Origin of the sequence: Bradyrhizobium sp. (assembly GCF_049798375.1) — a bacterium.
Lineage (GTDB): Bacteria > Pseudomonadota > Alphaproteobacteria > Rhizobiales > Xanthobacteraceae > Bradyrhizobium.
In genome coordinates this window covers 1-21,610 of the sequence record NZ_JBARGP010000048.1, presented here as the reverse complement: position 1 = coordinate 21,610, position 21,610 = coordinate 1, and the positions used below count along the sequence as shown (strand labels likewise).

19 protein-coding genes and 1 pseudogene are annotated in these 21,610 nt (G+C 65.1%); 8 read left to right on the top strand and 12 right to left on the bottom strand.

The annotated features are described in order from the left end of the window. Positions 1-74: 74 nt before the first annotated feature. From WA702_RS01695 to WA702_RS01665, 7 genes are all read right to left on the bottom strand, one after another. Positions 75-3,290, bottom strand: coding sequence for an efflux RND transporter permease subunit (locus WA702_RS01695; RefSeq protein ID WP_425108790.1), 3,216 nt, complete (start codon positions 3,288-3,290; stop codon positions 75-77). Position 3,291: 1 nt separating this feature from the next. Next, positions 3,292-4,515, bottom strand: coding sequence for an efflux RND transporter periplasmic adaptor subunit (locus tag WA702_RS01690; protein ID WP_425108789.1), 1,224 nt, complete (start codon positions 4,513-4,515; stop codon positions 3,292-3,294). 112 nt (positions 4,516-4,627) lie between these two features. Further along, positions 4,628-4,930, bottom strand: a complete 303-nt coding sequence (locus WA702_RS01685) for a hypothetical protein (RefSeq protein WP_425108788.1) — start codon at positions 4,928-4,930, stop codon at positions 4,628-4,630. 235 nt (positions 4,931-5,165) lie between these two features. Continuing rightward, the gene (gene alr, locus WA702_RS01680) at positions 5,166-6,377 is read right to left on the bottom strand and encodes an alanine racemase (RefSeq protein ID WP_425108787.1); all 1,212 of its coding nucleotides are present in this window, start codon (positions 6,375-6,377) and stop codon (positions 5,166-5,168) included. 63 nt (positions 6,378-6,440) lie between these two features. Next, the gene (locus WA702_RS01675; RefSeq protein WP_425108786.1) at positions 6,441-7,907 is read right to left on the bottom strand and encodes a replicative DNA helicase; all 1,467 of its coding nucleotides are present in this window, start codon (positions 7,905-7,907) and stop codon (positions 6,441-6,443) included. A 262-nt stretch (positions 7,908-8,169) separates the two neighbouring features. Continuing rightward, the gene (locus tag WA702_RS01670) at positions 8,170-8,292 is read right to left on the bottom strand and encodes a hypothetical protein (protein WP_425108785.1); all 123 of its coding nucleotides are present in this window, start codon (positions 8,290-8,292) and stop codon (positions 8,170-8,172) included. Positions 8,293-8,449: 157 nt separating this feature from the next. Beyond that, complete coding sequence (locus WA702_RS01665; RefSeq protein ID WP_425108784.1) at positions 8,450-9,700, bottom strand: class I SAM-dependent methyltransferase; 1,251 nt, start codon at positions 9,698-9,700, stop codon at positions 8,450-8,452. A gap of 413 nt (positions 9,701-10,113) precedes the next feature. Between WA702_RS01665 and WA702_RS01660 the strand changes: the two genes are divergently transcribed. Next, on the top strand, positions 10,114-10,779 hold the full coding sequence (locus WA702_RS01660) for a hypothetical protein (protein ID WP_425108783.1): 666 nt from the start codon (positions 10,114-10,116) through the stop codon (positions 10,777-10,779). Positions 10,780-10,860: 81 nt separating this feature from the next. Here the strand turns inward: WA702_RS01660 and rplI are convergent, their stop codons facing one another. The 4 genes from rplI to rpsF all read right to left on the bottom strand — a co-directional run bounded on the left by rplI (position 10,861) and on the right by rpsF (position 13,362). Continuing rightward, a complete protein-coding gene (rplI, locus tag WA702_RS01655) occupies positions 10,861-11,457 on the bottom strand; it encodes a 50S ribosomal protein L9 (protein WP_425108782.1) in 597 nt (198 codons plus the stop codon). 52 nt (positions 11,458-11,509) lie between these two features. After that, positions 11,510-12,478, bottom strand: a complete 969-nt coding sequence (locus tag WA702_RS01650; protein WP_425108781.1) for a hypothetical protein — start codon at positions 12,476-12,478, stop codon at positions 11,510-11,512. Between the two features lie 143 nt (positions 12,479-12,621). Beyond that, entirely contained in the window at positions 12,622-12,861 is a 240-nt protein-coding gene (rpsR, locus tag WA702_RS01645; RefSeq protein ID WP_425108780.1) for a 30S ribosomal protein S18, read from the bottom strand. A gap of 6 nt (positions 12,862-12,867) precedes the next feature. After that, positions 12,868-13,362, bottom strand: coding sequence for a 30S ribosomal protein S6 (gene rpsF, locus WA702_RS01640; RefSeq protein WP_425108807.1), 495 nt, complete (start codon positions 13,360-13,362; stop codon positions 12,868-12,870). A 383-nt stretch (positions 13,363-13,745) separates the two neighbouring features. Between rpsF and fabD the strand changes: the two genes are divergently transcribed. The 7 genes from fabD to gmk all read left to right on the top strand — a co-directional run bounded on the left by fabD (position 13,746) and on the right by gmk (position 20,771). Next, positions 13,746-14,708, top strand: coding sequence for an ACP S-malonyltransferase (gene fabD, locus WA702_RS01635; RefSeq protein WP_425108779.1), 963 nt, complete (start codon positions 13,746-13,748; stop codon positions 14,706-14,708). Between the two features lie 37 nt (positions 14,709-14,745). After that, positions 14,746-15,483, top strand: coding sequence for a 3-oxoacyl-[acyl-carrier-protein] reductase (gene fabG / locus WA702_RS01630; RefSeq protein WP_425108778.1), 738 nt, complete (start codon positions 14,746-14,748; stop codon positions 15,481-15,483). 449 nt (positions 15,484-15,932) lie between these two features. After that, the gene (locus tag WA702_RS01625; protein ID WP_006610957.1) at positions 15,933-16,172 is read left to right on the top strand and encodes an acyl carrier protein; all 240 of its coding nucleotides are present in this window, start codon (positions 15,933-15,935) and stop codon (positions 16,170-16,172) included. A gap of 291 nt (positions 16,173-16,463) precedes the next feature. After that, a complete protein-coding gene (fabF, locus tag WA702_RS01620; RefSeq protein WP_425108777.1) occupies positions 16,464-17,729 on the top strand; it encodes a beta-ketoacyl-ACP synthase II in 1,266 nt (421 codons plus the stop codon). Positions 17,730-17,859: 130 nt separating this feature from the next. Next, on the top strand, positions 17,860-19,098 hold the full coding sequence (gene mltG / locus WA702_RS01615; protein WP_425108776.1) for an endolytic transglycosylase MltG: 1,239 nt from the start codon (positions 17,860-17,862) through the stop codon (positions 19,096-19,098). A gap of 123 nt (positions 19,099-19,221) precedes the next feature. Then, entirely contained in the window at positions 19,222-20,109 is an 888-nt protein-coding gene (locus WA702_RS01610; RefSeq protein ID WP_425108775.1) for a YicC/YloC family endoribonuclease, read from the top strand. Between the two features lie 2 nt (positions 20,110-20,111). Continuing rightward, positions 20,112-20,771, top strand: coding sequence for a guanylate kinase (gene gmk, locus WA702_RS01605; RefSeq protein ID WP_425108774.1), 660 nt, complete (start codon positions 20,112-20,114; stop codon positions 20,769-20,771). Positions 20,772-20,942: 171 nt separating this feature from the next. Here gmk and WA702_RS01600 read toward each other — a convergent pair. Further along, positions 20,943-21,610 (bottom strand): annotated as a pseudogene (locus tag WA702_RS01600) (hypothetical protein); the annotation flags it as partial.

The following is a 21,610-nucleotide window of genomic DNA, read 5'->3' as shown; positions in this document are numbered from 1 at the left end:
CCGATAAGGTTTTCCGCTCCACGCCCAAACGGGCAATTGTTGGTTTCAGGCTATGCCCCCGGCATTTCGTCCAGTCAGGCGTCATGCGCCAGCGCGGCCTCCCGCCGTCCGGTGATGTTCCCGAAGCGCGCGTAAAGGGCGGGAAGCACGGCCAGCGTCAGCAGCGTGGCGCTGATCAGGCCGCCGATCACGACGGTCGCGAGCGGCTTCTGCACCTCGCCGCCGGTGCCGGTCGCAAACGCCATCGGCAGGAAGCCGAGCGAAGCGACCAGCGCCGTCATGATGATCGGTCGGAACCGCGTCAGCGCGCCTTGCTCGATCGCTTGGGCGAACGGCAAGCCGGCCTCGCGCAACTCCCGGATGAAGCTGAGCATGACGAGTCCGTTGAGCACGGCGACGCCGGACAATGCGATGAAGCCGACGGCGGCCGAGATCGAGAACGGCATGCCGCGCAGCCACAGTGATAGTACGCCGCCGGTCAGCGCCAGCGGGATCGCGCTGAACACCAAGGCTGCGTCGCGCGCCGAACCCATTGCGCCAAGCAGCAGCAGAAAGATCATTGCAAAACAGGCGGGCAACACCAGCGTGAGGCGCTGGCGCGCGGCGGCGAGGTTCTCCGACTGTCCGCCCCATTCCAGCCAGTAGCCGGCCGGCAGCCTGATCGTCTGCGCCACGCGCCGCTGGGCGTCTTCCACGACCGAGCCGAGATCGCGGCCGCGCACATTGGCCGTCACCACGATCCGACGCTTGCCGTTCTCGCGGCTGATCTGGTTCGGCCCCTCGACGAAGGAGAATCTCGCAACGCGGTTGAGCGGCACACTCTGCACCGGCGAGGTCGGCGTCGCTCGTGGCAGCGCCACCGGCAGGTTGCTCAGGGCTTCCAGATCGGCGCGCACGCTCTCCTTCAGACGCACGACGATCTCGAAGCTGCGGTCGCCCTCATAGATCACGCCGGCCTCCTGACCGCCGACTGCGGCGCCGATTACGTCATGCACGGCGGAGACGCTGAGCCCGCGCCGCGCGATCGCGGCCTTGTCGACCTTGATTTCCAGCACCGGCAGGCCGGTGGTCTGCTCGACCTTGACGTCGGCAGCGCCTGCCACCGCGCGCAGATCGGCCGCGATAGCGTTCGCTGCCTTGAGCAGCGCCTCGAAATCATCGCCGAACACCTTGACGGCGATGTCGCCGCGCACGCCGGCGAGCAGCTCGTTGAAGCGCATCTGGATCGGCTGGGTGAACTCGTAGGCATTGCCGGGCAGACGGTTGACGGCATCCGAAATCTGCTCGATCAGTTGCTCCTTGCTGACAGCGGGATCGGGCCATGCGTCATGCGGCTTGAGCATGATGAAGGTGTCGGACGCATTTGGCGGCATCGGGTCGCTCGCCAACTCCGGCGTGCCGGTCTTGGAAAACACCAACGCGACCTGTGGAAAGCGGCTGACGGTTCGCTCGACCGCGAGCTGCATGGCCTGCGACTGCGACAGCGATGTCGAGGGGATGCGCAGCGCATGCATCGCGATGTTCTTCTCGTCCAGCGACGGAATGAACTCCTGGCCAAGCCGTGTGAGGCCGAACAGGGCCGCAGCAAACAGCGCCACCGCCACGCCGATCACCGGAAGCGGACACGCGATGGCGGTGCGCAGCAGCGGCCGGTAGGTGGCCTTCAGCGCCGTGACCAGACGGTTTTCCCGTTCCTGCACGCGGCCGGTGAGCACGATCGCGAGCACGGCGGGCACCACGGTCAATGACAGCACAAAGGCGGCGCCGAGCGCCAGGATGACGGTCAGCGCCATCGGCTCGAACATCTTGCCCTCGACACCGGTGAAGCTGAGCAGCGGCACATAGACCAGCAGGATGATGGCCTGCCCGTAGAGGCTCGGCCGCACCATCTCGGCGGCAGAGGCGCGCACCGTCACCAGCCGCTCCTCGCGTGTCAGCAGCCGGCCGAGCGCATGCTGCTTATCGGCAAGATGGCGCAAGCTGTTCTCGGTGATGATGACGGCGCCGTCGACGATCAGGCCGAAATCGAGCGCGCCGAGGCTCATTAGGTTGGCGCTGATCCGCCCTTGCCACATGCCGATCGCGGTCATCAGCATGGCGAGCGGAATCACCAGCGCCGCGACCAGCGCGGCGCGGACATTGCCGAGCAGCAGGAACAGCACGGCGATCACCAGCAACGCGCCCTCGGTCAGGCTCTTTGCGACCGTCCGGATGGTGGCGTCGACGAGCTCGGTGCGGTCGAGCACGGTGGTCAGCGCGATGCCGGGCGGCAGGGTCGGCACGATCGCGCGCAGCTTCGCGTTCACGGCCGACGACACCGTGCGGCTGTTGGCGCCGACTAGCATCAGCGCAACGCCGACCACGACCTCGCGACCGTCGGCGCTGGCACTGCCGGTACGGGTCTCGCCGCCGATCGAGACGGTGGCGAGGTCGCGCACGCGCACCGGCACGCCGCCGCGGGTGGTGACGACGACCGCGCCGAGCTCCTCGACGTTCTCGAGCCGGCCGCCGGAGCGGACCACGATGCCTTCACCATTGCGTTCGATATAGCGGGCGCCCCGGCTGACATTGTTGGCCTCGATGGCCTTGGCGACATCGGCGAAGGTGAGGCCGAGCGCGATCAGTTTCGCCGCATCCGGATTGACCAGATACTGCTTGATGTCGCCGCCGACCGAATCCACGCCGGCGACGCCGGTCACGAGCTTGACCTGCGGTTTGACGATCCAGTCCTGCACGGTGCGCAAGTAAGCGTTCTTCTCGATTTCGGTATCGAGTATCTGGCCTTCCGGCGTCAGGAAGCGGCCGTCGCGCTGCAGCCCCGGCGTGCCATCGGCTTCGACCGGCTTGTCGGCGAAATGCACCGTCCACATGGTGATCTCGCCGAGGCCGGTCGTAACAGGGCCGATGCGCGGCTCGATGCCGTCAGGCAGGCGGGCCCGGATCTCGGTCAGGCGTTCGCCGACCTGCTGGCGCGCGAAGTAGATATCGGTACGCTCGGTGAAAATGGCGGTGACCTGCGAGAAGCCGTTGCGCGACAGCGAACGCGTGCTCTCCACGCCCGGCGCGCCGGCGAGCGCCGTCTCGATCGGAAAGGTGACCTGTTTCTCGATCTCGGCCGGCGACAGCGCCGGCGCAGTCGTGTTGATCTGCACCTGCTTGTTGGTGATGTCGGGCACCGCGTCGATCGGCAGCCTGGACATAGCGAAAGTGCCCAGCATGGCCGCGACGGCGCCGAGAATGACGACGACCCAGCGGCGGTGGACGGCGAAATCGATGATCGCAGTGATCATGTCAGTGCTCCTCCTCCGCTTCGCCCTTTTCCAGCTCGGCCTTCAGTATGAAGGTGTTGGCGATGGCATAGCTCTCGCCGGGCGCAAGCCCGTTCAGAATCGCGACATTGTCGTCATCCTCGCGGCCGGTGCGAACCTGCCTGGCTTCGAAGCCGTCGGCGCTGCGCACGAACAAGGTCGGAGCGCCTTTGATCGTCTGCAGCGCTTGGCGCGGCACCACGACCGCCGAAGCCTCGTGGCCGATCGGGATTTCCGCGGTGACGAAAGTGCCGGGCCGCCAGCGATGGTTGGCGTTCGGCAGGGTGGCGACGACGCGCGCATTGCGCGTCTCGCGATCGAGCAGGGGGCTGACGAAGATCACCTTGGCGCTGGTCTGCTCCTCGCTGCCGATGGTGCGGATGCTGACATCCTCGCCTTCCTGCACCGAAGCGAGGTCCTCCGGCGACACCGCGAGATCGACCCAGATGCTGTCGAGATTGACGATGACGAATAGCTCGCTCTCCTGTCCTTCCCGGCCGATCAGTCCGCCGAGGTCGACGCGCCGTTCCGAGATGCGTCCGGCGATCGGTGCGCGCAGATATTGCGTGCGTAGGCTTTCCGGCGGCTGGTTCGGCAGATCAGCGATCTCGCTCTCGGACAGGCCGAGTGCGAACAGCTTCTGCCGCGAGCCGTCGAGTTTGATCTGGGCTTCCTGCGCGGTGAGCTGAGTGCGCAGGAATTCGTTCTCCGAGACCGCGCGGGTCTCCACCAGCGTCTTCTGACGCGCATATAGCGTCTGCCGCAGCTCATTGGTCACGCGCGCAGCGAGGTATTCGCTCTTGGCGTCGGCGACCTCGCGGCTCTCGATGGCCGCAACGATCTCGCCCTGCGCCACGCTGTCGCCGAGCTTCTTGCGCAATTCGGCAACGGTGGCGAGCACGCGGACCGAGACGCGCGCGACGTGGTCGGGGTCGGGAATGAACGAACCCGGTGCGAGGAAATGACGCCGCAAGCGTCCGCTCTTGGCCTCCGCAAGCGTGATGCCGGCATCGTCGATCTGCTGCTTGGAGAGCGTGATGCGCGGCGCGCCATCCGGATGGCTGTGCGCGTCGGCTGCATCGCGCGCTGCCGTGGCCTGTTCGCTGCCCGGGCGGGTCCAATCCGGCCATCCAGTGAAGGCAGCCATCGCAACGAGGGCAGCGACGCCAACCGCCGCGCCAGCGACAAAAATAGCGATCCGATTCATATGCGCCTCTCCGCGGCGCAGCCATGCCGGCATGCGCGCGTGTCCGATTGATCAAAGCATGAAGGTGCCCGCCGCGTGGCGCGGCGAAGCTCATCCGGCTGTCAGACTCAGATCAGGCGCGTGGTGGTTCGAACGGGGAGGCGATATCGGCCGCATCCGGGAACGGCGCGGCGGCAAGCCGGTAGCGGCTTGCGACATAATTGACCGCCACCGCATCCATCTGCGCCGGCGCCATCGTGGTCACATGAGCGAGGCAATGGCAGTCGTGCGGGGCAGCGGTCAGCGGGTCCGGCTTGGTGGAATGATCGCTGGCAGACTGCGCGATCGTGAAGCTTGAGGTGTCCATATCGCCATCGGCGCAGTCGCAACAGGGACAATGGAACAGCGAGAGCACCAGCGTCAGCGCGATCAGCATGGCCGACACAGCGCGCAGGCACTGAAGGTGCCAACGGTAGGAACCTGACGCGATGCAAGCGCGAGCGGACATCGTCCACCATTAGCGTCATCCGGCTGGATCAACAAGGTGATCGGGGAGCCTTGAACGAGATGGAGCGACCTGCGTGCCACACACGCCAGGTTATGGACTCCGGGCTCGCCCTGCGGGTGCCCGGAATGACGACGTCGTGGCCAAAATGCGCCTACCACGTTTGCTAAGCAACGGCAGCGGGCTCGCCTGCGGCCCTCGCCGCAGGGCCACCCTTGTACACCCGTGCATAGCGCCGGCCGAGGCTGGTCAGCACCTCGTAGCCGATGGTGCCGAAATGATGTGCGAGCTCGTCGACACTGATGCCTTCGCCCAGCAAAGTCGCCCAATGGCCGCGGCGCACGGTCTTCGGCGGCAGCTCGGTGATGTCGGCCGCCATCAAATCCATCGAGACCCGGCCCGCGATCGGGCAGCGCTTGCCTGCGATGACGACGTCGGCGCCGCGGGTGCCGTCATTGGAGCTCGCGGCGCGGAAATAGCCATCCGCATAGCCGGCCGAGATGATCGCGATCCGGGTCGGCCGCCGCGCGGTCCAGACGCCGCCATAGCCGACGGTGTCGCCGCGCTCGACCTCGCGCACCTGCACGATGCGGGCCTTGAGCTCGGCGACCTGTTGCATCGGATTGTCGGCCTCGGGCGTCGGATTGATGCCGTAGAGCGCGGCGCCCGGCCGCACCAGGTCGAACTGGAACGGCGCACCGAGGAAGATGCCGGAGGAGTTGGCAAGCGACGCCGGCACGCCGGTGAATTCGCTGGCAATCGTGCGGAAGGCCGCGAGCTGGCGGGCATTGACCGGACTATTGAGCTGCTCGGCGGAGACCAGATGGCTCATCACCAAGGTGATGCCGTGGTCGCCGGCATTGATGCGGGGAATGATGCCTTGCGCAGCGGCGACGGAGAGGCCGAGCCGGTTCATTCCGGTGTCGATATGGATAGCGGCGCCGCCGCTCCAGCCGCTGCGGCGGCAGAACACGTCCCATTCGGCGAGCTCGTTGAGGTCGCCGATCACGGGCCGGCAATTATATTTGGCGTAATCCTCGCCGCTGTTCTGGAAGAAGCCGTTGAGCACGTAGAGTGCGGCCTGCTCGGGCAGCGCGGCCCGGGCGGCGCGCGCCTCTGACAAGGTGGCGACGAAGAAGGTCTTGCAGCCGGCGGCGGCCAGGGCAGCCGCGACCGGACCCGTGCCGCAGCCATAGGCGTCTGCCTTGATGACCCCGGCGCATTCGGCGGGCACCGCCGTCTTCTCGAGCTTGCGCCAGTTGGCGACCAGCGCGTCGAGGTCGACGGTCAGCACGCCATTGGCGCTGGCGGGAACGGTGGCCTCGGACGACAACGCGGCGGCGTCGCCAATGGATTTCGGATCGGGAACTACGGTCATCGTGCGGTTTTACGCGGGCAGCCGCCGCTGTTCAACTACGCCGCGCGGCGTAACAGGCGGCGGTCAATAATGGTGGTCGTGCTGTCCCGAACTGCCGTCGTGGGCAAGGTCACCGAACCGCGTGACCGAGGCGTCGAAGTGCAGCTCGACCGTGCCGGTCGGACCGTGACGCTGCTTGCCGATAATCACCTCGGCCTTGCCGAGCGCCAAATCCATTTCCATCTGCCACTTCTGGTGTTCCTCGGTGCCGGGACGCGGCTCCTTGGCGGCGAGATAATATTCCCCACGGAACACGAACAGCACCACGTCTGCGTCCTGCTCGATCGAGCCGGATTCACGCAAATCCGACAGCTGCGACAGCGCGATGATGGGAACGGCGAGCTCCTTGGCCAGCGCCTTCAGGCTGGTGGTGATTTCGGTGATTTCCTGCACGCGGTTGTCGTTGCCGCGCTTGCCGGAGCCGCTGAGGAGCTGGATGTAGTCGATCACCAGCAGGTCGAGGCCCTTCTGGCGCTTCAGCCGGCGGGCGCGCGCCATCACCTGCGAGATCGAGATGCCGCCGGTTTCGTCCACATAGAACGGCAGCGACTGCAGCTCGATCGAGCAGTCGCGCAGCTTGTCGAAATCGGCCTCGGTGATGCTGCCGCGGCGGATGTGGCTCGATGGAACGCCGGAGCGCTCGGCGACGATACGGGTGGCGAGCTGCTCGCCGCTCATTTCGCAGGAGAAGAAGCCGACCACACCGCCATTGACCGCCTTCATGGTGCCGTCGGCCTGCAATTCGCCCTTGTAGGCCTGGGCGACGTTGTAGGCGATGTTGGTGGCCAGCGAGGTCTTGCCCATGCCGGGGCGGCCGGCCAGGATGATCAAGTCCGAATGCTGCAGGCCGCCCATCTTGGCGTCGAGATCGCGCAAGCCGGTCGAAATGCCGGACAGCTTGCCGTCGCGCTGGAACGCCTTGGCGGCCATGTCGAGCGCGGTCGTCAGCGCCTGCGAGAATTTCTGGAAGCCGCCGTCGTAGCGGCCGGATTCGGCGAGCTCGTAGAGCCGACGCTCGGCGTCCTCGATCTGGTTGCGCGGCGCAAAATCCACCGGCGCGTCATAGGCGACGTTGACCATGTCCTCACCGATGCCGATCAGATCGCGGCGCAGCGAGAGGTCGTAGATGGTGCGCCCATAGTCCTGGGCGTTGATGATGGTGGTGGCTTCCGCCGCCAGCCGCGCCAGATATTGCCCGACCGTCATGCCGCCGATGTCGATGTCGGCCGGCAGGAAGGTCTTCAAGGTCACGGGCGTGGCGATCTTGCCCATCCGGATCAGGCTGGATGCGGTCTCGTAAACGGTCTGGTGCAGCGGCTCGAAGAAATGCTTCGGCTCGAGGAAGTCGGAGACGCGATAAAAGGCGTCGTTGTTGACGAGGATCGCACCGAGCAGGCCTTGTTCCGCCTCGATATTGTGAGGCGCGCTGCGATAGGTCGGCGCAGCCGCATCGGGTGCGAGCTTGAGAACGTTCGAATCAGGAAGTGCCATGGAGCGTGTCTAACAATTTTGCGGGCGGGCAGGGCGGGGATAAAGCGCCTGTCGGGCCACAAGCGAAAGCAAAAGCTCGCGACTATGCACCATCGGTTGAAAACGGTGGATGAATCCGGCTTCGCCGGAACGGTCCGCTTGACGCGATCGGCGCTGATCCGGCGGTAGGTTGGTGGGTTCCGAGGGATCGAAAAAATTCCTGGCGCCTGCTGAACCTCGACGTTGCCGGATCGGACCCAATGGGACCAGCGCGCGGCGCGCGTCAGATCAGGATCAGATAGAGCAACGCGATCAGCGATGCGGCCACCCCGGCTGCAATCAGCGCATAGTCGGTGCTGAAGTCGGTCTGGGGCTCGAGCATGGCCTGGCAGCTGTTGTGCATCATGCACGGACCCTAGAGGCATCCGTGCCCGCATTCTGTGAGCCAGTTCACACGAGTCCGTATTTCTTTGGGCGTAGAATCGCGGGCGGTCTGGTCTCGAGCGGCCGCCGGCTGGAACAAGCGCGTCTGGTTCCGGATGCGCGGCAGCGCTTATGCAATGCTATTCGCCCGCCATCTTCAGGAGCGGCCGGTTGCCGCGCTCCAGCGCCCGCAAACGCGCTTCTTCCTGGCCGATATAGTCGCGCGTCATCGGGACCACGCCCTGGCGCTTGGTGAGCTGGATCTGGAAGTTCATCAAGTTCTGCTTGCGGAAAGCCATCTCGGATGCCGCAAGGTAGAACTCCCACATCCGGGCAAAGCGCTCGTCATAGAGCTGCACCGCTTCCTCGCGGCGCGCCATGAAGCGCTCGCGCCAAGCCTTCAGGGTCTCGGCATAATGCAGCCTGAGGATCTCGATGTCGCAGACCAACAGACCGGCGCGCTCGATACACGGCAGCACTTCGGACAGCGCCGGGATGTAACCGCCTGGGAAGATGTATTTCGAGATCCAGGGATTGGTGGAATCGGGACCCTCGGAGCGGCCGATCGAATGCAGCACCATCACGCCGTCGTCCGACAGCAGCTCGGCGCAGCGGCGGAAATAGGTGTCGTAGAAGGTCACCCCGACATGCTCGAACATGCCGACCGAGACGATGCGATCGAACTTGCCAGGGACGTCGCGGTAATCCTGCAACAGGAACCGCGCGGAATCGGTCAGGTTCTTCTCCGCGGCCCGGGTGCTGGCCACCTGCAACTGCTCGGTGGAGAGCGTCACGCCGGTGACATCGGCGCCTACGGTCTCAGCCAGGTAGAGGCCAAGGCCGCCCCAGCCGCAGCCGATGTCCAGCACCCGAGCCGCGGGCGTCAGGCGGAGCTTGGCGGCGAGATGGCGCTTCTTGGCGAGTTGGGCGTCATCGAGCGTCGCGTCCGGACTGTCGAAATAGGCGCAGGAGTACTGCTTGTCCGCATCCAGGAACAGCGAGTAGAGCCGTCCGTCGAGATCGTAATGATGAGCAACATTGTCCCGGGAGCGGGAGCGCCGGTTGAACTGGCTGAGGCGGCGGGCAAGATAGCGCAGCCACCCCTGGGTCTTGGCCCAGCCCGGCAGGACGTATGGCTGCTCCATCAACAAGGCGAGCACGTCCGCGATCGAGCCCTGCTCGACGACAAAATCGCCGTCCATGTAGATCTCGCCGAGCGCCAGTTCGGGGTTGGTGACCAGGCGCCGCTCGGCGGCTTGTGTCAGAAACCGCGCGGCGAGGGGTGACCCGGAGCCGTCACCACAGCGAAATGTTGCACCGTCTGCGGTCGTGAAGATGATCGACCCACGGCGAATGAATTGACTCAAGAGACCACGCAACAAACGGTCCATCTCTCCCATCCAACGAGCAATCCCGTGAGATGCTGACTAACCCGGCTCGCCGCACTCGACGCGTTGGGAGCCGATGGGCTCCCATTCACAACTTTTCAGATAATGAGCGGGCTACCACCGCAGTACTGCGTTGATGTCAAAGCGGATATTCCAAAATACCCGTTCGGAGGCCGAGATTTGCGCACTTCCTTTCCCTCGATATTCCGCTAAAAGGTGACGGTCGCCGACACTGAACCGGTTCTCCCTGCTGCCACATGAACGCTCGCATGCGAACGTCCGGGGTGAGGATTTGCCGGCTAACAAACTGATCGGCCGGCGGTTTTGGATGTGATCTTCGCTGTCGCGGCGCGCGGATGATGGTGCGGGCCGGACCGATGGCGAAGGATGGCGATGGCCTAAGCTGGAGAGTGATAATGAATTGCCGAGCGCTTGGTTTCGCGGCGGTGCTGCTTCTGGTCTGCGGAGGATTGACGAGGCCGCTGCAGGCGCAGGAAAACCTCGACGCCGGCAAGAGCCCGTCCCAGCTTTTCGCCGGCAATTGCAGCGCCTGCCACAAGAGCCCGCGGGGCCTGCTCAAGACCATCCCGGCCGGCTCGCTGCAGGGCTTCCTGCGCCAGCACTACACCACCAGCCCGGAAATGGCGGGCGTGTTGGCCGGCTATCTCACGGCCAATGGCGCGGGCGATACGCGTGGCGGCAAGGGTGCCAGGGAGACCAAGCCGGACACGGAGACCACACCGTCCGAGCGGACCGGCCGTAAGCATCGGAGATCGGCCACCGAGCCGGGAGCGGCCGAACAGGCTGCTCCGGCCCCAGCGGCGGCCGAACAGGCTGCTCCGGCCCCAGCGGCGGCCGAGCAGAAGCCACACGCGCGCCACAGGTCAGCCAGGCACAAGCACGGTAACCTCGCCGGGGACGAGGCCAAGCCGAATGCTGCCAACGAGCCGTCGGAGGCTGCCAGGCCGGCCGCAGAGAGCCAGTCCGAGGCACCCAAGGTCGCAGCCCCGAAAGAGAGCGAGCCGGCCCCGACCACCACGCAGTCGACTCCGTCGGCTGGCGCTGCCGATCCGGCACACTGATTTCGAGCTGACGCAGCCTCACATGAAAAACCCGGCCGTGAGGGCCGGGCTTTTTGATTCCCAGTCGCGTGCAGCTTGCGCTTACTGCGCGGCCGGCTCGCCCGCTGGCTCTTCGTCGCGCTCGGCGTCCGGATCGAAGAATTCGCCGGCGGCGGCGATGGCCTCGGCGGCCGCGTCGCGATCTTCCCGACGGGTCGAGATGTCCTCGCCGCGCTTGATGCGCTCGGCTTCATCGGCGCTGCGGGCCACGATGACGGTGACCGACGCTTCGACCTCCGGATGAACGGCGATCGTGACCTTTTGCAAACCGATTGCCTTGATCGGCGCGTCCAGCCAGACCTGCGGACGGCTGACGATGACACCATCAGCGGCGAGGCCGGCGACGATGTCGCGCACCGATACCGAGCCGAACAGATGGCCGGCTTCCGAAGCCTGACGGATGATGATGACGTCGCGGCCGTCGATCTTCTCGGCGACCTTGCTGGCCTCCGACTTGGCCTGGATATTGTTGGTCTCGAGCTCGGCCTTCATGCCTTCGTACTTGGTCTTGTTGTCGGCAGTGGCGCGCAGCGCCTTCTTGCGCTTCAGCAGAAAGTTGCGTGCAAAGCCGTCTCGGACCTTCACGATCTCGCCCATCTGGCCGAGCTTGGCGACGCGCTCCAGCAGAATGACTTCCATGTTCTTCTCCTCTTGATGTGTGACGTTGTCAGGTGCGGGAATTGAACTCGATCTAAGGTACAGGCAGAGGCGGCGGTTGCTGCCGCTGCCAGAAACGTTGGCGCAGGCCGAAGGCGGTGTCGGCAAGCCCGAGCGCGACCATCAGCAGCACCGGCCAGCCGAACATCGTGACCAGCGCATAGGTCGAGCCGAGCCAGAACGGGCGGCTCTTCCAGCTCAGCGTCAGCGTATGCAGCACCGCGAAGCCGGTGAGGGCGTAGGCCATCAGCAGTGTCGAGGTCATGATCGATGCGGCGATGGCGATCAGCCCGCCGGCAAAGCAGAGGCCGATCGCGGCGAACAACCCAGCCAGTGTCATCGGCGGCAGGACTGTGGCTCTCAGGTCGGGCCAAGGCCGCCGCAACCGCCCTGACATGGCCGTGACCTTGGCCGCCGCCCAGAGACTGAAGGCCAGCGTCATCGTCGACGACGCCGCCGCAAACGGCGGCAACAGAGCGATGACGACATCGATCAATGATGCCGTTTCCGGCGAGGACGGAACCTCGGCCGCTTGCAGGACGCGCAGCACGCCCTTGCGCAGCGTCTCGTGAATGGTCGCCGCGTCGGTGCCGAGCGTCAGCATGGCGACGAAGGTGAGGAGGCCGGCAGTTGCGCCGATCCAGAGCACGATGCGTCCGACCGGATACCATTCCAGCTGCGGCGCGGCGGCATCAGTTGCAGAGACGTCGTGCGCCGTCGGCCGTCCGAGCAATGCGAGATGCGCCAACCACCAGGCCGGCACGGCCACCACCGCCGCAAAGCTGATGCCATAGGGCAGGCCGAACCGGACGCTGCAAACAGTTGCCGCGGCAAGGCCGCCGATGCCGGCGCTGAGCGGTCCCCAGCTCATCCCGGCCACCATCAGCGGTAGCGGCGCCAGCACGACGAGGACGAGCGAAATCGCTTCGCCTGAGATCAGCGAGGCGAACATCAGGGCCGAGGCAGCGCCGGCCGCCAGCGCAATGGCAATGTATACGATCATCAGCTGTCCCGCTCTCCTTCGAGCGGTTAGAGGCCCTTCGACCCCAACCATCGGCGACCGGAACGACCCGGAAGCCTTATGAACCAAGTGAAATCAAGCGAATCAAGCGGCCGGCGTCCGTATGGGCGCCGGCCGTCGATGTCTTAGCGAATGACGTAAGGCAGCAGGCCGAGGAAGCGCGAGCGCTTGATGGCGCGCGCGAGCTCGCGCTGCTTCTTGGCCGACACGGCGGTGATCCGGCTCGGCACGATCTTGCCGCGCTCGGACACGTAACGCATCAGCAGCTTCGAATCCTTGTAGTCGATCTTCGGCGCGTTGGGGCCGGTGAACGGGCAGGTCTTGCGACGGCGGAAGAACGGACGACGTGCGGGGGCTTCAGCCATGGGTCTTTACTCCTGTTCCGCCGGCGTTTCGGCATCTTCGCGCGGGCGGCGCGGGCCGCGATCGCCACGGAATCCACCGCCTTCGCGGTCACCACCACGGAAGCCGCCGCCTTCACGATCACCACGGAAACCGCCCTCGCGGAAGCCACCGCCGCGGTCGTCACGCTCACGGTCGCGATCGGCCTTGCGCATCATCGCCGAGGGACCTTCCTCGTGCTCATCGACGCGGACGCTCAGATAGCGAATCACGTCCTCGCTGATGCGCTCCTGACGCTCGATCTCGGCGATCGCCGCCGACGGTGCGTCGATGTTGAGCAGGACGAAGTGCGCCTTGCGGTTCTTGTTCATGCGATAGGTGAGGGAGCGTACGCCCCAGTTCTCGGTCTTGGTGATCTTGCCACCGAGACCTTCGACGATGCCGGTCATCTGGGTCGTCAGTTCTTCCACCTGCTGGGTGCTCGCGTCCTGACGTGCGAGGAAAACATGCTCGTAAAGCGGCATGGCTGTCCTTTCCAAGGTTGGCGCAAGCCCCGGCGTCAAGCCCTTCGAGCCCTTTTGGAAAGGACTCTCAGACGTTAGCTCAGAAGGCGGAAACACGGGACGACGGGCCGACTGGCCCTGCCACATCAAAGTCGCCGAAGCGATGATAAAGTCGCCAAAACGGTGATTTTGCTGAGACCGTCCGTTCAGCTCCCGGCTCGGGACCTACGGAATGGCGCGCTTATACCGATTTTCTCCCCTCTGGCAAGGGAAACCCGGCCGAATCGCGCGAGAAACCGGCCGCTTAAAGCCTGTCACGCGCTTGACATGACCGCCTCGGGCGGTGTCTTACCGGCCAAACTTTGCGCTTTCCAGGGAATTCGGAACGTTTCGAGGATCGGCCGATGACGGCAGCATTTACTTTTCCAGGACAGGGCTCCCAGGCGGTTGGGATGGGCAAGGCCTTGGCCGACGCATTTCCTGCCGCACGGGCGGTGTTCGAGGAGGTCGATGCGGCGCTCGGCGAGAAGCTGACCGCGGTGATCTGGGATGGGCCGGCCGAGACCCTGCAGCTCACCGAGAATGCCCAGCCGGCCCTGATGGCCGTCTCGCTCGCGACCTTGCGCGTGCTCGAATCGGAGGCTGGGTTTTCCGTGGGCCGGGACGCGGCCTTCGTCGCCGGCCATTCGCTCGGGGAATATTCCGCACTGGCGGCCGCCGGCAGCCTGACGATTGCCGATACCGCGCGGCTGCTGCGCACCCGCGGTCTTGCCATGCAAAAGGCGGTGCCGGTCGGCGTCGGCGCCATGGCAGCGCTGCTTGGTCTGGACTATGAGACGGCGGTTGCTGTCGCAGAAGAGGCGGCGCAGGGCGAGGTCTGCCAAGCCGCCAACGACAATGGCGGGGGGCAGGTCGTGGTCTCTGGCACCAAGGCTGCGGTCGACCGTGCGGTGGAGATCGCGAAGGCCAAAGGGGCCAAGCGCGCGATGCTGCTGCCGGTGTCGGCGCCGTTCCATTGCAAGCTGATGCAGCCGGCCGCCGACGTGATGGCGGAGGCGCTGGCCAAAGTCACCATCAAAAAGCCGGCTTCGCCGCTGGTTTCCAACGTTCTGGCACGGCCGATCAGCGACCCCGACGAGATTCGCCGTCGTTTGGTCGAGCAAGTGACGGGAACGGTGCGCTGGCGCGAGTCGATCGCCTATATGTCGGCCCAGGGCGCCAGCCGATTCTTCGAGATCGGTGCCGGCAAGGTGCTCAGCGGCCTGGTCAAGCGCATCGCGGACGGCGCCGTGGGAATCGCGGTGGGCGGGCCGGCCGATATCGCTGGTGCAAAGGACGCGTTGCTCGCCGCGCAAGCGGCGGAATAGGTCGCCTGCGTGTGACAGGGGCATTGAGGAGAGATTGATGTTCGATCTGAGTGGCAGGACCGCGCTGGTCACTGGTGCGACCGGAGGCATCGGAAACGCGATTGCGAAGGCGCTGCATGCGCAGGGCGCAACTGTCGCGATTTCGGGCACGCGGCGCGAGGTGCTGGAGACGCTCGCAGCCGAGCTGGGCGAACGTGTCCACGTGCTGCCCTGCAACCTGTCTGATTCGGCCGAGGTCGAGGCGCTGGTGCCGGCGGCCGAGAAGGCGATGGGGCAGGTCGATATCCTGATCGCCAATGCCGGCATCACCCGCGACAATTTGTTCGTGCAATTGCGCGACGAGGACTGGGACGAGGTCATCAAGGTCAACCTCACCGCGACATTCCGTCTCGCGCGCGCCGCCACCAAGCTGATGATGCGCAAGCGCTTCGGCCGCATCATCGCCATCACCTCGATCGTCGGCGTCACCGGCAACGCGGGCCAAGGGAATTACACTGCCTCCAAGGCTGGCATCATCGGTATGATCAAGACGCTCGGCGGCGAATACGCCAAGCGCGGCGTCACCGCGAACTGCATTGCACCAGGCTTCATCAAGACGCCGATGACGGATGCGCTCAACGAGAAACAGCGTGAAACCATCCTGACCAAGGTTCCGGCGGCGCGCCTCGGGACACCGGAAGACATTGCTGCAGCTGCGGTGTATCTCGCCTCCAACGAGGCGGCTTACGTCACGGGACAGACGATCCATGTCAATGGCGGCATGGCGATGATCTAGGGCCCGAACCGGCCCTCGAATGCGGCGAAAAGGCGTCGTTCGGCCGCCGGTTGGACCTTGTAGTCAAGGTTTTTGGTTTATGATAACCGAACCGCCGATGGAGGACTGAAGAACGCCATTGCAGGATTTCGAAACCCTGTATATTGGCGGGGCGAAGCTTGCCGTCGTTCGCCGGGGCCTTCCGTCGGCTGGTGCCACTGATCTGGAGTTCCTGAGACGTCAGGAACGACATTCGGAGGCACACTGGACTCAATGGAGTTTGTGGTTGATGGAGTTTGTGGTTGCCCCGTTTTCGAAGTTGCCCAGGACCGCTCGGTTCTGCCGATTTCGGAAACGGGGTGCTGCAGGGCCCATCTCGTTTTGCGCGATCGCGAAGGAAGTTTAACGGCCGGGGTGACGTCTAATCATCCGGGGATCGGATTTTAAGGGAACAAGCACGAGGTTGAACGATGAGTGAGATTGGCGAGCGGGTTAAGAAGATCGTGGTCGAGCACCTTGGTGTTGAGCCGGAGAAAGTGGTCGACAACGCGAGCTTCATCGACGACCTCGGCGCTGACAGCCTCGACACTGTCGAGCTGGTGATGGCGTTCGAAGAAGAGTTCGGCTGCGAGATTCCCGATGACGCCGCGGAGACCATCCTGACGGTTGGCGACGCGACTAAGTTCCTCGAGAAGAACGCCAAGAGCTGACACCACGCTTTGGTGTTGCAGAAACCGGCCGGACCGTGCGCGCGGTCGACCGGTTTCTTGCTGTTGGCTGCAGCATGCCGGGAAACGCTGTTTTCCGCACGGATCATGCTTACGCCATGCGAGGAGATCTTGATCCGGCGCCATTGAATCGGGTCATGATCCCCGAGCCATACGATCGTCCGAATCCGGAGAATCACGCTCTGGCAGGATCGTGCTCAAACAATCATCTGAGGCGCGATGGCACGTCATCGGCGGCCGTTGCGCTTTAGTCAGGGGTCTGGAGAAGCGAATATGAGGCGGGTTGTCGTCACGGGCCTCGGTATGGTGTCGCCACTCGGCTGCGGTGTCGAACCGACTTGGCAGCGCATCCTCGAGGGTCGGAGCGGCGCGCGCGTGATTGACACCTTCGATGTCTCCGATCTGCCGAGCAAGGTCGCCTGCCTGGTGCCGCGCGGCGATGGCAGCGACGGTACGTTCAATGCCGACCAGTGGATGGAGCCGAAGGACCAGCGCAAGGTCGACGATTTCATCATCTTCGCGATGGCCGCCGCGAAACAGGCGCTCGACGACGCCAATTGGCATCCGAGCACTGAAGAAGAGCGCTGCGCCACCGGCACCATGATCGGCTCGGGCATTGGCGGCCTCTCCGGCATCGCCGACACGGCGATTGTTCTCAAGGAGCGTGGCCCGCGCAAGGTCTCGCCGTTCTTCATTCCGGGACGGCTGATCAATCTCGCCTCCGGCTACGTCTCGATCGAGCATGGGCTGAAGGGCCCGAACCACTCCGTGGTGACGGCGTGCTCCACCGGTGCGCATGCGATCGGCGACGCCAGCCGGCTGATCGCGCTCGGCGACGCCGACGTGATGGTGGCGGGCGGCGCGGAATCGCCGGTCTGCCGCATCGGGATGGCCGGCTTCTGCGCGGCGCGCGCGCTGTCGACCGGCTTCAACGAGACGCCCGAGCGCGCCTCGCGCCCCTATGACAAGGACCGCGATGGGTTCGTGATGGGCGAGGGCGCCGGCGTCCTGGTGCTCGAGGAATATGAGCATGCCAAGGCGCGCGGCGCGCGCATCTATGCCGAAGTCACCGGCTACGGCCTCTCCGGCGACGCCTATCACATCACGTCACCAGCGCCGGACGGCAATGGCGGTTTCCGCAGCATGAGTGCGGCGATGAAGCGCGCCGGCATCAGCGCATCCGATATCGACTACATCAATGCGCACGGCACCTCGACGCAGGTCGGCGACGAGATCGAGCTCGGTGCGGTCGAGCGGTTGCTCGGCGATGCGGGCTCGCAGGTCTCGATGTCGTCGACCAAGTCCTCGATCGGCCATCTGCTCGGCGCCGCCGGCGCCGTCGAAGCGATCTTCAGCATTCTGGCGATTCGCGATAACATCGCGCCACCGACCATCAATCTCGAGAATCCGTCGGTGGAGACTGCGATCGATCTCGTGCCGCGGACCGCGCGCAAGCGCGAGATCAACGTCGCGTTGTCGAACTCCTTCGGGTTCGGCGGCACCAATGCGTCGGTGATCCTGCGACGTGTGGTGGACTGACGCGCTGCGCGACAGAACCACCGTTTCGCCGTATTCGGTGATGCATCGTTAAGACGGGCGTAGACTTCGGGTCGCTTGCGTACGGGAATCGCACGGCCGCGACAGGGCGACGGGACTGAAGGTTGCATCGATGAGTGAAAGGCCGCCCATCTCGCCACGCAGTCCGCGCGCTGCGCTGGAGCCGGAGCAAGTGCCGCCGCCGCCGCGGCGTTCCGACCGCGCGCGCAATCCCTTCGTCGTGGTCGGCAATGCCATCATCACGCTGCTGCTGTTGCTGCTGATCGGCGCGGGCGCGGTGTATTATTACGGCCGACAGGCCCTGGAGAAGCCAGGACCGCTGCAGGAAGACAAGGTCGTCAACATTCCCGCGCGCGCCGGCGCGCGCGATATCGCCGAGGTGCTGAACCGCGAAGGCGTCACCGACGTCAACCCATGGATATTCGTCGGTAGCGTCCACGCGCTGAAGGCAGCGGCCGATCTCAAGCCCGGCGAGTATGCGTTCCAGAAGAATGCCTCGTTGCGCAACGTGATCGCGACCATCGTCGAAGGCAAGGTGGTGCAGCATTCGGTCACCATACCGGAAGGCCTGACCTCGGAGCAGATCGTCGCCCGTCTCTCCGACAACGATATCTTCGCAGGCTCGGTGCGCGAGATTCCACGTGAAGGCACGCTGCTGCCGGAGACCTACAAGTTCCCGCGCGGCACCAGCCGCGATCAGGTGATCCAGCGCATGCAGCAGGCGCAGAAACGCGTGCTGGCCGAGATCTGGGAGCGCCGCAGTCCGGATATTCCGGTCAAGACGCCCGAGCAGCTCGTGACGCTCGCCTCCATCGTGGAGAAGGAAACCGGCAAGCCCGACGAGCGCAGCCGTGTCGCCGCCGTGTTCGTCAACCGGCTCAAGCAGAAGATCAAGCTGCAGTCGGATCCGACCATCATCTATGGCCTGGTTGGCGGCAAGGGCACCTTGGGGCGGCCGATCAAGCGCAGCGAGATCGTGCAGCCGTCGCCCTACAACACATATGTGATCGAAGGCCTGCCGCCGGGACCGATCTCCAATCCCGGACGGGCCTCGCTCGAGGCCACCGCCAACCCGGCCCGCACGCGCGATCTCTATTTCGTTGCCGATGGCAGCGGTGGTCATGCCTTCACCGAGACCTACGGCGAGCATCAGAAGAACGTCGCCAGGCTGCGGGCGATGGAAAAGCAGACTCAGAACGATACGGTCGAGCTGGACGAGGCGCCGCCCGTGCCGAATGCCGCCGATCCGGCCGCGGTGTCGTCCACGCCCAAGCCGCCGACTGCTGCAAGGAAGCCGCCGGCCACGCGGGCAGCCAGGCCCACGCCGTCGGCACCGGCCGTTCAGCAATAATCGGGGCGTATGTCCGGTATCGCAGAACCGGACTTAACATTTGCAGAAAAGGTCTTAAGGTTCGCGCGCTCTAAGAGAAGCGGGCGAATCTGCGCCCTTGAGTCTGCCGGAGAAAGTTAAGCGATGGCGTTGTCGAGCATGACCGGCTTTGCCCGAAGCCACGGGACGAGCGGGCCCTACGCGTTCGAGTGGGAGTTGAAATCGGTCAATGCCAAGGGACTGGATCTGCGCCTGCGCTTGCCGCAGGGCTGGGACGAGGTCGAGGCGTTCGGCAAGAAGCGCGGCGCCGAGCTGTTGTCGCGCGGCACCGTCTACGCCAACCTGACCGTCAAGCGCGCCGATGCCGGCTCGACGGTGCAGGTCAACGAGGAGGTGCTCGCCTCCATCGTCAAGATCGCGACGTCGCTTGCCGGGAGGATCGACGCGGTGGCGCCGAGCATCGACGGGTTGCTCGCGATCAAGGGTGTGATCGAGGTAGTCGAGCCTGAAAGCGACGAGACCGAGGACAAGGCTGCCAAGGATGCGGTCGTGGCCGCGTTCGACACGGCGCTGACGAGCCTGGTCGAGATGCGCCGCCGCGAAGGCGAGACGTTGGGCCACGTCCTCAACCAGCGCGTCGACGAGATCGAGGCGCTGGCGAGGCGTGCGGAGGCTTCTCCCGGCCGCAAGCCGGAGGCGATCAAGGCCCGTCTTGCCGAACAGGTCGCGGCGCTGCTCGACAGCTCGGACCGCTTCGATGCCGACCGGCTGGCGCAGGAGGCGCTCCTGATCGCGGCCAAGGCCGACGTGCGCGAAGAGCTCGACCGTATCGCCTCCCACATCGCGCAGGCGCGCGACATGCTCAAAAAGGGTGGCCCGGTCGGCCGCCGGCTCGATTTCCTAGCGCAGGAATTTCACCGCGAGGTCAACACCACCTGCTCGAAATCGAACGACATCGAGCTGACCAATATCGGTCTCGAGCTGAAGACCGTGGTCGAGCAGTTCCGCGAGCAGGTTCAGAATCTGGAGTGATGATGGTCGCTCACGATGGAAGCCTCGACGGAGTTGCGCGGCGCGGGCTGATGTTCGTGCTGTCCTCGCCATCGGGCGCCGGCAAGACCACGCTATCGCGGCTTTTGATCGAAAAGATGCCGGGCCTGCGCATGTCGGTGTCGGCGACGACGCGCAGGAAGCGGCCGGGCGAAGTCGAAGGGCGCGACTATCACTTTGTCGACCGCATGCGCTTCGAGGAGATGGTGGAGCGGCAGGAGCTGTTGGAATGGGCCACCGTGTTCGACAATCGCTACGGCACGCCGCGCGCGCCGGTCGAGGCCGCGCTGTCGGCCGGCCAGGACGTATTGTTCGACATCGACTGGCAGGGCACCCAGCAACTGCGCGACGAGGCCCGTCAGGATGTCGTCAGCGTCTTCATCCTGCCGCCGTCAGCGGCCGCCCTGGAGCAGCGTCTGCACACCCGCGCGCAGGATTCCGATGAGGTGATCCGCGGGCGCATGAGCCGCGCCAGCCATGAGATGAGCCACTGGGCCGAGTACGACTACATCGTCATCAACCGCAATGTCGACGATGCCTTTGCCGAGGTGCAGTCGATCCTGAAGGCCGAGCGGCTGAAGCGCGAGCGGCGCACCGGGCTCACCACCTTCGTGCGCGAATTGCAGCGCCAGCTCGAGACCTGATGCGTCATTGCGAGCGAAGCGACGTGTCCGCCATAGCCCCAAGGGCGACGGCGGAAGCAATCCAGAGCCCCACGTGGAATACTGGATTGCTTCGCCGATTACGCTCCTCGCAATGATGGCATCGAGCGCACCGAATTCCGACCAACCAGCAACAAGCACGACATGTGTAGCTCAGCCATGCTGGGCGAGCCGCGCCAGGATATCCTGGACGCCATCCAGCGACTCGTCCTGGCTGATGTCACGTAGCCGCGGCCGCAGCGCCTGTGGACGCGGGATGAAGTCCAGCGGCGGAGTTGGCCCGTTGTTTTCAGGCTCCAACATCAGCGCCGGAGGCAGCGGCGGCAGCTCCTTGCCCTTCCGGCGCAGGGCAGCTTCGTCTGCCGCACGGCGTGCGCCTTTGCCGGGCTTTGGCGGTGCGATCTTGGGTGTGGAGTTCTTGGACGTGGCGCTCTTGGACGTGGCGCTCCTGGGCACAGCGTTCTTGGACACAGCGTTCTTGGGCGTGCCTGTGCTTGGGCTACCAGCCTTCGCATGATCAACTTTGTGGTTGTCGGCCTTGTGACTGTCAGGCCTGGCAATGGATGCCCTAGGCGGCGTGTTGGCGTGCGCGGTCGGCTCGGCCGCTGCTTGAATCCTGCTCGCCGGCGCGCTGTCGATCCTGACCGAAGGTGCGACCGTTTTTCCGCGTGGCGCCTTGTCGGGCTGTGCCGGTTTGACCGCTTCGGCGGCGCTGGCCGACACCGGCTTGATTGGCTCGGGCGGCCGCACCGCCTTGACGGGCTGCGGTGCGGGTGCTGCTGGCGACGTCGTTCTGGCGGCGCGGGCTTGGAGCGTGTCGA

Coding starts and splice junctions, on each gene's coding strand:
- WA702_RS01695 (WP_425108790.1), bottom strand. CDS start 3,290: ATGATCACTGCGATCATCGATTTCGCCGTCCACCGCCGCTGGGTCGTC.
- WA702_RS01690 (WP_425108789.1), bottom strand. CDS start 4,515: ATGAATCGGATCGCTATTTTTGTCGCTGGCGCGGCGGTTGGCGTCGCT.
- WA702_RS01685 (WP_425108788.1), bottom strand. CDS start 4,930: ATGCTGATCGCGCTGACGCTGGTGCTCTCGCTGTTCCATTGTCCCTGT.
- alr (WP_425108787.1), bottom strand. CDS start 6,377: ATGACCGTAGTTCCCGATCCGAAATCCATTGGCGACGCCGCCGCGTTG.
- WA702_RS01675 (WP_425108786.1), bottom strand. CDS start 7,907: ATGGCACTTCCTGATTCGAACGTTCTCAAGCTCGCACCCGATGCGGCT.
- WA702_RS01670 (WP_425108785.1), bottom strand. CDS start 8,292: ATGATGCACAACAGCTGCCAGGCCATGCTCGAGCCCCAGACCGACTTC.
- WA702_RS01665 (WP_425108784.1), bottom strand. CDS start 9,700: ATGGACCGTTTGTTGCGTGGTCTCTTGAGTCAATTCATTCGCCGTGGG.
- WA702_RS01660 (WP_425108783.1), top strand. CDS start 10,114: ATGAATTGCCGAGCGCTTGGTTTCGCGGCGGTGCTGCTTCTGGTCTGC.
- rplI (WP_425108782.1), bottom strand. CDS start 11,457: ATGGAAGTCATTCTGCTGGAGCGCGTCGCCAAGCTCGGCCAGATGGGC.
- WA702_RS01650 (WP_425108781.1), bottom strand. CDS start 12,478: ATGATCGTATACATTGCCATTGCGCTGGCGGCCGGCGCTGCCTCGGCC.
- rpsR (WP_425108780.1), bottom strand. CDS start 12,861: ATGGCTGAAGCCCCCGCACGTCGTCCGTTCTTCCGCCGTCGCAAGACC.
- rpsF (WP_425108807.1), bottom strand. CDS start 13,362: ATGCCGCTTTACGAGCATGTTTTCCTCGCACGTCAGGACGCGAGCACC.
- fabD (WP_425108779.1), top strand. CDS start 13,746: ATGACGGCAGCATTTACTTTTCCAGGACAGGGCTCCCAGGCGGTTGGG.
- fabG (WP_425108778.1), top strand. CDS start 14,746: ATGTTCGATCTGAGTGGCAGGACCGCGCTGGTCACTGGTGCGACCGGA.
- WA702_RS01625 (WP_006610957.1), top strand. CDS start 15,933: ATGAGTGAGATTGGCGAGCGGGTTAAGAAGATCGTGGTCGAGCACCTT.
- fabF (WP_425108777.1), top strand. CDS start 16,464: ATGAGGCGGGTTGTCGTCACGGGCCTCGGTATGGTGTCGCCACTCGGC.
- mltG (WP_425108776.1), top strand. CDS start 17,860: ATGAGTGAAAGGCCGCCCATCTCGCCACGCAGTCCGCGCGCTGCGCTG.
- WA702_RS01610 (WP_425108775.1), top strand. CDS start 19,222: ATGGCGTTGTCGAGCATGACCGGCTTTGCCCGAAGCCACGGGACGAGC.
- gmk (WP_425108774.1), top strand. CDS start 20,112: ATGGTCGCTCACGATGGAAGCCTCGACGGAGTTGCGCGGCGCGGGCTG.